This window comes from Lactobacillus mulieris (assembly GCF_007095465.1).
In the GTDB taxonomy this organism is placed as follows: Bacteria; Bacillota; Bacilli; order Lactobacillales; family Lactobacillaceae; genus Lactobacillus; species Lactobacillus mulieris.
On record NZ_SDGL01000020.1, the window covers coordinates 1 to 15,664 of the forward strand.

Here is a 15,664-nt window from a genome sequence, read left to right on the forward strand (position 1 = left end):
AAAGCCGGTTGGAAATTGCAATTTTAGCTTATAATTTGGCTTATTGTCTAGAAAGATTTAACTAGCACCACGCGTATGATTATACAAGTTTCTTGCAAGTTAGACTTAGCCATCTTTTAAGTATTAATACTGTGAAACTTTGTGTAACTATAATTTTGTTAAAAGTTGATAAATTGGTATAATTTATTTAGCTGTAATATAAAAGTGATGAAAGCGATACCTGATTTTTTTGGGAAGCATAAAAATAAAATTTATTCACAGCTATTATCAATAAAAACTAGTTTAATTTGGAATAAAAGGTGAAAAGCATGGAAGCAATTTTTTTAGAACCATATTTTAGAACAAAACTTTGGGGTGGTAGAAAATTAGAAACCCTCTTTAATTATCAAATTCCAGATGGAAAAGTAGGAGAAGCTTGGATTATTTCAGGGTATCGTGATGATGCGTCACATGTTATTAATGGAAAATTTAAAGGGATGAGCTTGCGGGATTTGTATCAAAAACATCCTGAATTATTTGCTAATCCAGAAGAAAAGGAATTTCCACTATTAGTTAAGTACTTGGATGCTAATGATAACTTATCTGTTCAAGTACACCCTGATGATGAATATGCTGCAATTCATGAAAATGATTCAGGAAAAACTGAATCTTGGTATGTTTTACAAGCAGATCCAGGTTCTTACTTGATTTATGGGCATCATGCCAAGTCACGCCAGGAATTAGCAGATATGATTCATGAAGGACATTGGGATGACTTGCTTCGCAAAGTTCCAGTTAAAAAAGGTGACTTTTTCTACGTACCAGCTGGTACAATTCATGCTTTAACTAAGGGGATTGTTGTAATTGAAACTCAACAATCAAGTGATGTGACATATCGCTTATATGATTATGATCGAGTAGATCAAAAGACGGGACAAAAGCGGGAACTTCACACTCAAAAGTCAATTGATGTAACAACAGTTCCTCACAAGGATCCAAAACTAGATATCAAAAAAGAAAAAAGTGGGGATGCAATAATCACAACACTTTTGAATAAGCCTGTTTCTCCGCATTTTTATCTTGCTAAAATTGACCTTGATGGAAAAGTAAAATTCACAATGAATTGGCCATACCAACTATTTTCTGTCATTTCTGGTTCAGGAAAATTATGTTTGCCTGATAAAGAGTATGAGTTAAAACTTGGCGATAACTTTATCTTGCCAACTGGTAGTTATGATTTCACATTTTCTGGAAAGCTTAGTATGATTACTTCAGCACCTATAAAAAAATAAAGGATGAAGTAGTATGATCTATGTTGCTTGTGGTTTAATTATGATGATTGTCGGTTTGCTTTGGTTTTTAGTTCCGGCCAAGCGCCCAGATCGCTTATATGGCTATCTTTCATATTTAGCCCAAACTAATAAAGATAGCTTCCAATTTGCGCAAAAAATGGGAGCTAGGTATAATTTTCTTGTTGGTTTAGTGCAGTTTTTACTTGGACTAGCAATACATTTCTTAGGCGGAGATAAATATTTTTTAGTTTGGCTGTTAACTTTTGTGATTTTTATTATCATTCCTTTTGCACTAACTGAAAAAAGTCTACAAAAATTTTTGCAAAAGAGACATGAATTACCACATGATTATGTAAAGCCAGATGAAGTTAAACGCCAAAAAGTTAAAGGATTTAGGGATTTATAATGGAATTAAATATTTTAATGGTGGAAGATGATTCATCGGTTGCCGAAATGATGGAATTGTTCTTTAAAAAGGAACAATGGAACGTTGATATTGCCCGTGATGGTCTTGAAGCAGTGGATAAGTTTAAGGAGCGTCCAGATTATTATGATATGATTACGCTTGACTTAAATTTACCCAAAAAAGACGGTATTCAGGTTGCTAAGGAAGTTAGAGCTATTTCTGAAAGCGTTCCTATTATTATGCTTACAGCTCGCGATAGTGAGTCAGATCAAGTGTTAGGATTAGAAATCGGGGCTGATAATTACGTTACCAAGCCTTTTAGTCCTATTGCCTTAATTGCTAGAATTAAGGCATTACATCGGAGAGCTGCTTTAGAAAATAATGATGAGGATAGAAAAGCTAAGGGCGATTTCGATATTGTAACTAATACTTTGAAAATTTCTAAGATTCGTCGTGAAGTTTATTTCTTAGATAAACAAATCGATGGATTAACACCAAAGGAATTTGACTTACTTTATACAATGGCTCAAAAGCCTAAGCAAGTTTTTTCAAGAGATAAACTGCTTGAGCTAGTATGGGGCTATGAATATTATGGAGAAGAAAGAACTGTTGATGCACATATCAAAAAGTTGCGTCAAAAGTTAGAAGAAGTTGGGCCACAGATTATTCAAACCGTTTGGGGAGTCGGTTATAAATTTGATGACTCACAGGTGAACAAATGAAGTTAATTTATCAACACATGCTTGCTTTTTTGGCCATTATTTTGACCTCAACAGCAATTGTTGGTTTTTCCGTAATAAATTTTGCCTCTAATCAGGCGTATCAAAATACTTATCAGCGTCTTGAAGGTTATGCTAGTTCTTTAGGAGAATTGGCGACAGAACAAGGTCCTGATGGTTTAAATAATTCAAGTAGTAATGACTTAATAGATAGTCATTTTTTAACTAAATTACAAATAGTAATGCAGTCTGATGATTTACAGATTCGTGTATTTAATGGTAAAAATAAACAACTTTATCCTAAAATGGGACCGAAGGTTAAATTACCAAAAAATATTTGGAACACTTTAAAATCAGGCAATGAAGTTCGAATAAAGAATGATCATGATCAGAAGGAAACTTACTTTTCAAGTAAAGATGCCTATACTAGTGTGATTATCCCTTGGTTTAATGGCAGTAAGATGGTTGGTGCTGTATGGATTGGGGCACGTGTAAAAAATGTCGAACAACCAGTAAACTTGGCTAAGCGAAATTTAATTAGTGCATTTGTTGTTACACTAATTGTTAGTCTGATTTTGAGTTATTTGATTTCTTACTATAGCTTAGTTAAGATAAAGCGCTTATCCAAAGCAACTAAGAAGGTTGCTGCAGGAGATTTAAATGTACAAATTAATCATCAAGACCATGATGAAATAGATGATTTGGCTAGTGATTTTAACTCAATGGTTAAGGCTTTAAAGAAATCAGCTGAAGCAGTCAAGGCGCAAGAACGCAGACGTGATCAATTTATGGCTGATGCTGCTCATGAAATGAGAACGCCATTAACGACTATTAATGGTATTTTGGAAGGGTTAGAGTATGATGCAATTCCTGAAGATTCGAAACCGAAGTCTTATCAATTAATGCATCGTGAAACTAACCGCTTGATTAGACTAGTAAATGAAAATTTAGACTACGAAAAGAGTAGAAATAATCAGATTAGTTTGATTAAGACAAACTTTGATGCAGCAGTACCATTGAATGATTTAAAGACTCAACTTAAAACTAATGCTGAAAAAGAAAATGATGTTATTAAGCTTGAGATTCCAGAAAAGTTACCAGTCTATGCAGATCATGATCGGTTTACCCACATTATGGTTAACCTAGTTCAAAATGCCATTCAATTTACCCAAAATGGTGTAATTACAGTTAGTGCTAAGCGATTAAAGCATGGGACAGAAATTTTTGTTAATGATACTGGTATTGGGATGAGTGAAGACCAAACTAAGTATATTTTTGAACGATTCTATAAAGCAGATCCCTCTAGAGCCAAACTAGGTGGAAAAGGTGAATCTGGTTTAGGATTAGCAATTGTTCTATCTTTAATTAAACAACATGGTGGTAAAATTTCAGTAGATTCTACACCAGGCGTTGGTTCGACTTTTTCAGTTACTTTCTTTGATAAAGGTTTTGAAGAATTTAGTAAAGAAGACTGATAAGAGAAGCTATAGTTACTTAAAGTGTTAATTTATAACCATTTATAATAGCACTTAAATAAAACAGGAGTTTTGATAAATAACTCCTGTTTTTATTTTGGGTAAATACCTTTACCAATTCTTAATAATTTTCACAAAGTATAAAATAAAACATTAAACTATTGTTTATAATAAACGAAAATCTCTTATTATTTTACTTTGTTGCATAAATAACACATTCTTATAAATTTTATGAAATTGATAAATTGCTTTAATAACTAATAGCTAAATAACAAGCTTTTCCATAGTAAATTAAATAACGATTTTTATTACAAATCGGGGGGGTAACACCCCTGCTAAATTATTTTAACGTTTATCCTTTGACTAATGATACCGATTTCTTATACACTTTAGGCAAATTAGGATAAATAACTGATTTAAACCGATGTGCCAAGATGCATAACCGGTTTTATTTGAGTTATGTATATTTTAGTTGGAGATTTGTAACGGGGGAAATTGTTATGCTTTCTAAAAAAATAGAAAACAATATGATTTAAAACATGCTAATGGTAGGCAGCACTTTTCTTTGCGTAAAACCACGCTAGGATTAGCATCTGTACTACTTTCTACAACTTTATATTTGGGGACCAATACAGCAATAACTCACGCAGCGGAAACTAATGGTCAAAGCTCAACAGAGAGTTCAACTTCAAGTTCGGCAACTAGTTCTCAAGCTGATTCAACAGCAAGTAGTTCAACTAGTTCTCAAGAAAGTTCTTCGAGTTCAACTTCTAATCAGACTTTAGTGTCACCTGCGAAAACTCAAGTAGCTGATGCTAACAACTTAACTGATAGTGAAAAAGCAGCTGTAATTTCAGCAATTAAAGCTGTTAATTCCGATGTAAAATCAGTGATTGTAGATAATGACGGTACTGCACATGTAACGTTAAGTGATGGTCAAACTGTTAAAACCTTGAATAGTAGTGAAACTATTGAAGTTGTGTCTAGTTCATCTACTAGTCAAAATGCCACAAGTTCAGCAAACAATGAAAGTAGCAACTCATCAACTACAAATAAGAGTACTAATGAGTTGACTAGCGAAAATGTGGCTCAAGAAGATCGAGCAAGTAATGATGCAGTTCCAGCAACTAATTCAAATACAACTAATCAAACAAACATTGATATCAACAATGTAGATGCTAAGAAATTTAATTGGTATACCACAACTGATAAGACAGGTATTGTTATTACCAAATATATGGGTAATGACTCAACTGTTGTCATTCCGAATGCCTATGACTTTAAAGTGGCAGGTAAGTTAAATGCGGCAACTCGTGTATCAATTACATGGGATGCAATTCGTCAAATTGCTAACAACCATAATACTCATACTATTGTCTTTTCAAGAAATACTGATGGTTCAAGTTTAGGCAAGATTGCTTTAACAATCGGTGATTATAAAAAATTAAGTGCTGATACAGTTGCTAAGGAATTGACTTACGATACATCCAAGGGAATATGGGTTGGAGCATTTTCACCATATAGTGTTGTTAAAAAGTCAAATGGTCAGATTGCTATTCAGATGGATACTAGCAAAACTAATACGTGGGTAACAGCAATTGATGCATCAAGTCTTGACACGACTGGCTTAACTGATACGACATTTATGTTTTCTGGCTTAACCAATCTAAAAACTTTAAATGTTAGTACCTGGAATACTTCGCAAGTCAAAGATATGACTGCCATGTTTTATGGTAATGAAAGCCTTACTAATCTTGATGTTTCCAGTTGGAATACTGGTAATGTAACCAAAATGGCAGGGATGTTCCAAAATGATTTTGCTCTTAAATCACTTGATGTATCAGGATGGAATACTAGTAATGTAACGAGTATTCAAAATATGTTTAGAGGAACCTTATCTTTAAGCGGTCTTGATGTATCCAAATGGAATACTTCAAATGTTACGGATATGTCTGGCACTTTCTGGGATGCTCCTGGAATTTATCACTTAGTAGATACTGGTAGAACCGGCTCTCAGACTAGTAAAAATCTGATGTATACAACTGGTGATAATTTTAAAAATTGGAATGTTTCAAAAGTAACTAATTTCCAATATATGTTTGGTTTGTCTAACTCATCACCATTTGTTCAACAAAATACCGGTAATAAGCAAGTATTAACCTACATGGACTTGACTAATTGGCAATTAGCAAATGGTGTAGATCGAAGCTATATGTTCCAATATGATGGTAATACGGGCTATAATTCTACTTTAGGATTGGTTTTGAAAACATCAGCTAATAGTTTATTAGGTATGGACTATGCTTCAATGAATCGTTCCAATAGAATTTATTATTCTGTTGTTAAAGATTCTAAGTCATATGATAATGAAGCAAGTTTTACCAAATATGTTGATTACACACCAAATGTTGCTTATGGTGGTGGAGGTAATTTAGTCAACAATATTACTAAGATGTTGCAAACTGTAACTGGTTATTCTAATGCAATTGTTAATAATGAGCTTGATCCTAAAGATGGGACAACTTCAAACAGCTTAGTTAAGGCGGGATTGACTCAAGATAGTAATTACACTTCTGATGAAGACTATATTCAACAAATGTTAATGGCTGATAAGGAAGTTATTACTAATGTAGACTTCTCTAAGTTAAAAGCTGCAGTTGATGATCAGGAAGCTACTCATGAATCAGATGCATACAAGAAAGCTAGCGCTGAAAAGCAAAAAGCATACGATGATGCTGTAGAGGCCGGTAAATCAGTTTTAAGTAATGATTTGGCATATCAAACGGATGTAGATGATGCAACTGCAAAAATTATTAACACTAAAGCATTACTGTCTCAAAATGTAGATAAATCAGCTTTACAAAAAGCTGTTGATACATACCCAGGCTTAACAAAAACTGCATATGACTCTTCAAGCAAAGATGTTCAAGCAGTATTTGATAAAGCATTACAAAATGGTAAGGATATTTTAGCTGATCCTAATGCAACTCAACAACAAGTCGATGATGCTAAAGGTGCTTTAGATAATGCAGCTCTAAACATGCCATCTGACGCACTTATCACTAACAAAGATGCAGGAAGTGCTGAAGGAGTGTACGGATCCAAGCAATCTAATTTAAGTGATAACGATTACTATGTTGTTTCTATCCCTGTAAACATTGTTACTGCAGATGGTAAGCCATATACATTCTCATCAAGTGATACTACTGGATTTGCTGTCAGAGGTACAACGAAATTGGGTAGTGGTACGGTCATTGCTGGTAAATCCTTAAGTGGAGTAACAATTCCAAGTAGTGGATTGAAGTTTAACTTCTTTGCATATACTGCTAAGGGAACAAATGACCAAGCATATGCATTACAAAACGATAATGTAACTGTAAATAATGACTCAACTGGAACGAGTGGCTTTTTAGCTGTAACTTCATTTAGTACCCAATATGGTAATACTAAATATGTCACTATTACAGTTTACAAACGTCCTAATGCAGTATCTACTGATATTCAAAAAGATACCAATATTTCTGACGCTGCAGCTTTTGCTAAGAAATATGTAAGTAACTATGATGAAGTAAGTAGTTCAGTAACTAAGTGGTCTTGGTATAATTCAGCACCATCAACCGGTACTGTTGGTAAGCAACAAGGTAATTTAGTAGCAACTGTAAATGGTAGTGCAAATTCTTGGACAACAGGCACTTCTGACATTTCTGTACCAGTAACTTTAAATGTAATTACTATTTCAAAAGATGCTTTGCAAAAGGCCGTTGATGCTCAACCTACAACTCAAGGTACCGCAGCCTACTACAATGCTGACAGTACTAAGCAAAATGCGTATGATGAAGCAATTACTGCAGGTAAGGCAGTTTTGGCAGATCCTAATGCAACTCAACAGCAAGTTGATGATGCAACTAAGGCTATTGAAACTGCTAAGGGCAATTTAGATGGCAAAGAAACTAATAAAGCTGATTTACAAACTTCAATTGCTAATGCTAATACAGCAAAAAGTAATGGCACTTATGACCAATCAAGTTCTGATAAGAAGTCAGCATTAGATCAAGCTTTAGCAGATGCTGAAACAGTTAATAACAAGCAAAATGCTACTCAATCTGAAGTGGATCAAGCAAAGGCAGCGTTAGACCAAGCTATTGCAAATCTCGATGGCTTGACTAATGCTAAAACTAATGCCAACACTGCAATTGACAACATGCAAAACTTGAATGATGCACAAAAGACAGCTGCTAAAAATGCAGTTTCTGTTGCTCAAACTGTTGCCGACGTTACTACTGCACAAAATAATGCTCAAACAACTGACAATAACATGAAGTCATTGAGTGACGACGACAATTTAAACGTTGACACTACCAAGGATCCATACTTAAATGCTGATTCAGATTTGAAGACTGCATATGATAATGCCAAGAAGGCTGCAGATGCAATTTTAGTTAAATCAACTGGTCAAAGCGTTGGTGCAAGTGAAGATCCTAAGCATGTTCAAGATATTAAGGATGCATTAGATAATGCGGCTAGTGCACTAAACGGTGCTAAGAAACTTAGTGATGCTAAAAACAATGCAGCAACTGATTTGTCAGGTTTGACTAAGCTTAATGATGCTCAAAGAAAGACTGCTCAAGATGCAGTTGATAATGCTAAAACAGTTGCTGATGTAACTGCTGCTGTTAACGCTGCTAAGAATACCAACACTAACATGGGTGACTTAGCAGATGATAAAAACTATGCTAATGCCGATAGCATCAAGCAAAGCAGCAACTACAAGAATGCTGATTCTGATAAGCAAAAAGCATACAATGATGCAGTACAAGCAGCTCAAGATTTACTTGATAAGTCAAAAGGTACTTCAACGGGGAATGTAACTACTGACCCAGATGCAGTTAAAACAGCTAAGCAAAAAGTTGATGATGCATATGCAGCACTCAATGGCGACAATAACTTAACAGCTGCTAAAAATAATGCCAAAGCAGCAATTGGCGACTTACAAAATATTAACAATGCACAAAAAGCTTCAGCAATTAGTGCAGTAGAAAATGCTCAGTCTATTGATGATGTAACAATTGCAGAGACTAATGCCAAATCAACTGATGACAATATGAAGTCATTGCATGACGATACTAACCTAAACTTAGATACTACAGCAGATCCATACTTAAATGCTGATCAAACATTGAAGGATGCTTATGATGCAGCTAAGAAAGCAGCTGATGATGTATTAGCTAAGTCAACTGGTGAAAGTGTTGGTGCAAGTGCTGATTCTGCTCACGTTGCAACTCTTAAGAAGAACCTTGATGATGCAGCTAGTGCTTTAAACGGCACTACTAAGCTTAGTGAAGCAAAGACTAATGCAGCTACTGATTTATCAGGCTTGACTAATTTAAACAACGCTCAAATGCAAACTGCTAAGAAAGCTGTCGCAAATGCTAAAACAGTTGCTGATGTAACAGCTGCTGTTAATGCTGCTAAGAATACCAACACTAATATGGGGACTTGGGCAGCTGATGAAAATTACACTAAGGCTGACCAAATCAAGGCTTCACTTAAGTACACTAATGCAGATGAAGATAAGCAAAAAGCATACACTGATGCTCTTGATAAAGTGAAGACATTGCTTGATAAAGAAAATGGCTCAAGCACAGGTGTTGTAACTACTGATGCCCAAGCAGTTCAAGAAGCTCAAACAGAACTTGATAATGCGGCTAAAGCTTTGAATGGTCAAACTAAGTTTGATGCTGATAAGCAAAAAGCATTAGATGACTTTGATGCAAACTATCCAAACTTGAACAATGCTCAAAAAGCTACTGCTCAAAAGCGGATTAGTGACGCAACTAGTCCAGCTGAATTGACTACCGCTCAAAGCACTAATAGTGATTTGAACGATAAGATGGGGCAATTAAAGACTGTTGCTGCTACAGTTTCTGATACTAAGGCAACTGATAATTACAACTACGCTGACCCAGCATTGAAGAGTGTATATGACACTACTAGTGATAAGGTAAGTGCAACTGTTGCTCCAACTGGGGATGATTTAAATAGTGATCAAGTTACTGCTTTAATTAATCAAGAAGCCACTGATAAAGCTGCCTTGAATGGTGAAGAAAGATTGAAGGCTAAAGCAGCTCTTCAAACTGCTCATGACACTGGTCTAGCAGGCAAGACTACTGACCCCAAGTACTACAATGCTACCCAAACTCCAAAAGCTAACTACGATAAGGCTTTAACTGATGCAGAAAGTACTTTAGCAAGTGAAAATGCTACTTTAGCCGATTACCAAGCAGCTAAAAAGGCAATTGATGATGCGTATGGCAAGCTTGATGGACAAGCAACTAACAAGCAAGAGCTTCAAAGTCGCGTAAGCGATGCAGATAATGTTCGTCAAAGTGATGACTACAAGAACGCAAGTGATGATGCACGTAAGACTTACGAAGATGCAATCAAGGCTGGCCAAGATGTTTTGAATAATGCCAATGCTACTCAAGTAGAAGTTAATACTGCAAGAGATAACATTGACAAGGCAAAGCAAGCTTTAACTACTTCTGCCAATGCCGCTCAAAGCAAAGTTAATAGTAATGTCAAGGCTACTCCAGTAGGTGATAAGACTAACTTAACTAGCGAAGAACAAGATTCTATTAAGAAAGCTGTAGAAGATGCCAACAAGGATAATGATGTTAAGAGTGTAACTGTTGATCCTAAGAGTGGAGAAGTAACTGTCGAATTTAACGATGGTTCAAAGGCGACAATTCCAGCTTCAAAGACCACAACAGATACTAATAAGACTCGTTTGAAGAATGACTTAGATGATTCTAAGACAGATGCAACTAAGGCAATTCACGATAAGGCATCAACTGCTACTAAAGAAGCTTACGATAAAGCAGTTAGTGCTGGACAAACAGTCTTTGATAATGATAAGGCTAGTCAAAAGGCGATTGATGATGCAGCTGACGCAATTGAAAATGCCAAGAAGGCAATGGAAGATTCCGCAAATGCTGCCCAAAGTAAGGTAAATACCAATATTGATAAGACTGCTGTTGGTAATAAGGATGCTTTAACAAGTGATGAACAAGCAGCTGTCAAGAAGGCAGTTGAAAAGGGTAACCCTGACACTACAGTTTCTGTAGACGATAAGGGAACTGCTACTGTAACCTTTAACGACGGTTCCAATGCTACAATTGCACCTGAATATACATTGAAGGGTACTGACAAGAGTAGCTTGGTTAAGGAATTGAACAATGAAAGTGCAGTTAAGAATACCCCAACTGTCACATTGCAAGATTCTGAAGACAAGACTCCAATTCAAATTTACCAACGTGCTAGTGATGAAGCTAGAAAAGTATATGATGATGCAATTGCCAAGGGTAAAGAAGTTAACCAAAATACTACAGCTACTCAAGAACAAATTGATGCTGCAACTAAGGCAATTCAAGATGCAGTTAAAGGATTAGTTTTAAGTTCAACTAATGCAAGACTTAACTTTGACTTCAGCTTTGACAAGACGCCAGTTGTTGATCCAAGCAATGTAAGTGAAGCAGAAAAGCAAGCTATCTTAGATAAGATTGCAGCTAAGAACGATAACATTGACAAGTCTAAGAGCACAGTTAACGCAGATGGAAGTGCAACTATTGTCTTGATAGATGGATCAAGTGTTACTTTGACTCCTGATCAAACAATCAAGGACGTTAACAAGGATGAATTACGTCAAGATATCGCTACTGCTGATAAGTTGCAGGCTGATACTACTAACTACCAAAAGGCTAGTGATGAAGCTCGTTCTAACTTTGAAAAAGCATTAGCTGACGCAAAAGAAAAAGAAGCAGGTAAGTTCTCACAAGCTGATGTTGATACTTCAGATGCCAACTTGAAGAAGGCAATTAGCGCTCTTCAAACAAGCATTAATTCAGCATCTGCTAATAACCCTAGTGTTAAGACCCCTGTTGGCCGCGGCCGTGATATAAATGATGATGAAAAGAATGAAATTGAAAAGGCGGTTAACGACGCTAACCCTGGCAATAAGGGAGTTGAAGTAAACAGCGATGGTAGTGCCACAGTAACTTTGGCTAATGGTGGAAAAGTAACTATTCCAGCAAGTGCAACTACGCAAGACACTAACAAGACTGTTTTGAAGACAGCACTCGATAACGGTAATGCGGCAATTAAGGGTAGTGACTTTACTAACGCTTCAACAACTGCACAAGAAGAATTGAAGAAGGCAGTACAAGATGGTCAAAGTGTCTTTGATAATGCGGGTTCAAGCCAAAAGCAAATTGATGATGCAGCAAGTGCAATCAACACAGCTCTTGATAAAGTAACTAAGTCAATTAATGCTGCCAAAGGTAAGGTAATTACTGACATTACTAAGACTCCTGTTGGTGATAAGACGAACTTGACTGACGATGAAAAGAGTCAAGTCCAAAGTAATGTTAAGAGTGCAATTGATGCTAAGAACCCTGGCGAAAATGTAACAGTTGATGTAAACAATGATGGTAGCGCAACAGTTACATTTAAGGATGGTTCAAAGGCTACTGTTTCGGCATCAGAAACAGTTACTGATACTGATAAGAGCAAACTTAAATCAGCAATTGATGAAGCTCCAACGGTTGAAGGTGGAAGTGACTTTACTAACGCTTCAACTGAAACTCAAAACAACTACAAGCAAGCGGTAGAAGCAGGTCGAAAAGTATTTGACAACCCAACTTCAACTCAAAAGGCAATTGATGATGCAACAGAAGCAATTAACAATGCCAAAGCAGCTTTAGCAGATTCTGCCAAGAGTGCGGCTGACAAGCTTGATGTTACTGTTGAAAAGACTCAAGTTGGTAATAAGTCTGCTTTAACTAATACTGAAAAGCAATCAGTTAAGGACAATGTTACTGACGCAATCAAGGCCAAGACTCCTGATGCAGAATTTACTGTTTCAGTCGATGACACTGGTAACGCAACTGTAACTTTCAAGGATGGATCAAAGGGTGTAATTGGCTCAGACAAGACAGTGACTGACGTTGACAAGAGCGGCTTGCAAAACGATGTCAACGAAAAGCCTTCTGTTGAAAAGACATCAGCATACTACAACGCAAGTGACGATGCTCAAAAGGCATATAATGACGCAATTGCTGATGGTCAAGCAGTTCTTGATAATCCAACAGCAACCAAGGATGAAGTTGATGCTGCAAGAGCAAATATTGCCAATGCTAAGCAAGCCTTAACTGGTCAAAAGACTGATAAGACAGACCTTGAAAGTTCAATTGATTTAGCTAATGGATTCAAGGATGCTGGTGACACTTACAATAATGCAAGTGATGAAAGGCATTTGATAAGGCATTAACTGAAGCTAACAAGCAAGATCAAGATCCAAATGCTACTCAAGCTGATGTTAATAAAGCTCAACAAGCCCTTAATGCTGCTTTAAGCGCAATTAGTGGAGATAACGATGCAAGTAAAGCTCATAATCCAGCTAAGACTCCAGTTCCAGCAGCTCATAAGAATGCTTTAACTTCTGAAGAAGAAGCTGCAATTGAACAAGCAATTAGGGAGGCAAATGATGGCCAAGTTAAGTCTGTTACTGTTGATCCTTTAACAGCTGAAGCAAATGTCATCTTCAACGATGGTTCTAAGAAGACTTACACTGCTAATGAAACTATCAAGGATGTCGACAAGTCTGAATTGCAAACTCAAAAAGATTTAGCTGATAGTGCAAAAGACACTTCATCATACTTCAATGCAAGCGATGATAAGAAGACTGCTTTTGATAAGGCATTAGCAGATGCCGAAGCAATCTTAACTGGCAATAAGAAGGACACCGCTAGTCAAACTGACGTTGATAATGCTAAGTCTGCTCTTGAACAAGCGATTTCTAATCTTGATGGTAAAGCAACTAATAAGAAACCACTTGAAGAATCGATTGCTCTTGCAAAGGATTTGCAAAACACAGATGTTTACAATAATGCAAGTGATGCACAACGTGAAGCTTTGAGTGAAGCATTATCTGAAGCTGAAGGACAAGATGCTGATCCAAGTGCAACTCAAACTAATGTTGATGCAGCTAAAGCTAAGCTTGATCAAGCTTTTGAGGCCTTTAGTGGTAAAACAGATGCTTCTAATGTTAAGATGCCAGCTAAGACTCCAGTTCCAGCAGCTCACAAGACAGCTTTGATTGATGATGAAATTAGTGCTGTTAAGAGTGCAATTACTTCTGCTAACTCAAATGTTAAGATTGTTGATGTTGATACAGAGGGTAATGCTACAATTCTCTTCAATGATGGTTCAAAGGCGAGCCTTGACGCTTCTGACACTGTTACTGATGTTGATAAGACTGCTTTACAAACCTCTGATGAAGCAGCACAAGGACTTAAGAATTCTTCAAGTTACTTCAATGCTAGTGCTGACAAGAAGCAAGCCTTTAATGATGCCTTAGCTAAGGCTGATTCAATCTTAAATGGCCAAGAAAAAGACACCGCAACTCAAGCTGAAATTGACGATGCAACTCAAAAACTTAATGATGCTGCTCGTGCATTAGATGGCAAGGCTACTGATAAGTCTGAGCTTGAAGGTTCAATTACTGTAGCTGATGCAATTAAGGACTTAGATACTTACCAAATGGCAAGTGATAAGCAAAAATCAGACTTAGAGACTGCATTAAAGAATGCTAAGGATATTGATGCAGATGAAAATGCTAGTCAAGAGTCAGTTGATAATGCTAAAAAGGCTTTAGATGCTGCACTTGATGCAATTAACAATAGTCAGGCTCGTGATACTAAGGCTCCTGAAACTAAGACTGAAATTCATAATCCAGACAGCTTTAGCAAAGATGAACAACAAGCAATTAAAGCTCAAGTCCAAAAAGATAATCCATCTGCAACTGATATTAATGTAGATGATCAAGGAAATGCCACAGTAACATACGGAGATGGGTCACATACTGTTATCAAAGGTGAAGAAAATGTTAAAGACACTGCAATGGTTGATCCACTAACTAATACTGGGGATGCAGACGCAGAACTTAATAGCTTTAGCAAGACTCCGGTCCAAGATCCAGATAAATTAACAGACAATGAAAAGCAACAAGTGGTTTCAAACATCAAGAATGCAAATAGTGATAAACACATTGCAAGTGTTGATGTTAAGGATAATGGTAGAACAATCATTACCTTTGAAGATGGAACTCAAAAAGAATTGGATAGAAGTGAAACCATCACTTATCCAGACCATACATCAGGTGAAGCTTTAACCTTTGATGATGCTCAAGCAGACCAAAGTTTGAACAACTTCGATAAAGTTCCAGTTAATGACCCAGATAACTTAACAGACAGCGAAAAGACTCAAGTAGCTGAAAACATCAAGAAATCAAATAGCGATAAGCACATTGCAAACGTAGAAGTTAAGGATAACGGTCGGACAATTGTGACATTTGAAGATGGCACACAAAAGGAATTGGATAGAAGTGAAACCATCACTTATTCAGACCACACTTCAGGTGAAGCTTTGACATTTAATGATGCTCAAGCAGACCAAAGTTTGAACAACTTCGATAAAGTTCCAGTTAATGACCCAGATAACTTAACAGACAGCGAAAAGACTCAAGTAGCTGAAAACATCAAGAATGCAAATAGCGATAAGCACATTTCTGATGTAGAAGTTAAGGATAACGGTCGGACAATTGTGACATTTGAAGATGGAACACAAAAGGAATTGGATAGAAGTGAAACCATCACTTATCCAGACCACACTTCAGGTGAAGCTTTGACATTTAATGATGCTCAAGCAGACCAAAGTTTGAACAACTTCGATAAAGTT

General features: G+C 36.4%; 6 protein-coding genes and 2 pseudogenes. All 8 read left to right on the top strand.

The features are described 5' to 3' along the window. Window positions 1–308 precede the first annotated feature (308 nt). Window positions 309–1,271 carry a mannose-6-phosphate isomerase, class I gene (gene manA, locus ETI37_RS07365; RefSeq protein ID WP_006586496.1) on the top strand — a complete coding sequence of 321 codons (963 nt, stop codon included), beginning with the start codon at window positions 309–311 and terminating at the stop codon, window positions 1,269–1,271. 13 nt (window positions 1,272–1,284) lie between these two features. Next, the gene (locus ETI37_RS07370) at window positions 1,285–1,677 is read left to right on the top strand and encodes an SdpI family protein (RefSeq protein WP_006586497.1); all 393 of its coding nucleotides are present in this window, start codon (window positions 1,285–1,287) and stop codon (window positions 1,675–1,677) included. Beyond that, window positions 1,677–2,399 (top strand): response regulator transcription factor, encoded by a 723-nt coding sequence (locus ETI37_RS07375; RefSeq protein ID WP_006586498.1) that lies wholly within the window; start codon window positions 1,677–1,679, stop codon window positions 2,397–2,399. Before ETI37_RS07370 ends, ETI37_RS07375 begins: the two co-directional genes overlap by 1 nt. Then, window positions 2,396–3,871, top strand: coding sequence for a sensor histidine kinase (locus ETI37_RS07380; protein ID WP_143458506.1), 1,476 nt, complete (start codon window positions 2,396–2,398; stop codon window positions 3,869–3,871). Before ETI37_RS07375 ends, ETI37_RS07380 begins: the two co-directional genes overlap by 4 nt. Window positions 3,872–4,430: 559 nt before the next feature. Further along, window positions 4,431–6,890 (top strand): annotated as a pseudogene (locus ETI37_RS07995) (BspA family leucine-rich repeat surface protein); the annotation flags it as partial. A 21-nt stretch (window positions 6,891–6,911) separates the two neighbouring features. After that, window positions 6,912–13,196, top strand: coding sequence for a MiiA motif-containing surface protein (locus tag ETI37_RS08000; RefSeq protein WP_336619845.1), 6,285 nt, complete (start codon window positions 6,912–6,914; stop codon window positions 13,194–13,196). A gap of 89 nt (window positions 13,197–13,285) precedes the next feature. Next, window positions 13,286–13,459: pseudogene (locus ETI37_RS08020) on the top strand (hypothetical protein); the annotation flags it as partial. 75 nt (window positions 13,460–13,534) lie between these two features. Beyond that, window positions 13,535–15,664 (top strand): MiiA motif-containing surface protein (locus ETI37_RS07390; RefSeq protein WP_208723192.1); only part of this gene is annotated, 2,130 nt, incomplete at its 3' end.

What these genes read in the sequence shown, in the direction of transcription:
- ETI37_RS07380 (WP_143458506.1), top strand. Translation starts at nt 2,396, where the DNA reads ATGAAGTTAATTTATCAACACATGCTTGCTTTTTTGGCCATTATTTTG.
- ETI37_RS07375 (WP_006586498.1), top strand. Translation starts at nt 1,677, where the DNA reads ATGGAATTAAATATTTTAATGGTGGAAGATGATTCATCGGTTGCCGAA.
- ETI37_RS08000 (WP_336619845.1), top strand. Translation starts at nt 6,912, where the DNA reads ATGCCATCTGACGCACTTATCACTAACAAAGATGCAGGAAGTGCTGAA.
- manA (WP_006586496.1), top strand. Translation starts at nt 309, where the DNA reads ATGGAAGCAATTTTTTTAGAACCATATTTTAGAACAAAACTTTGGGGT.
- ETI37_RS07370 (WP_006586497.1), top strand. Translation starts at nt 1,285, where the DNA reads ATGATCTATGTTGCTTGTGGTTTAATTATGATGATTGTCGGTTTGCTT.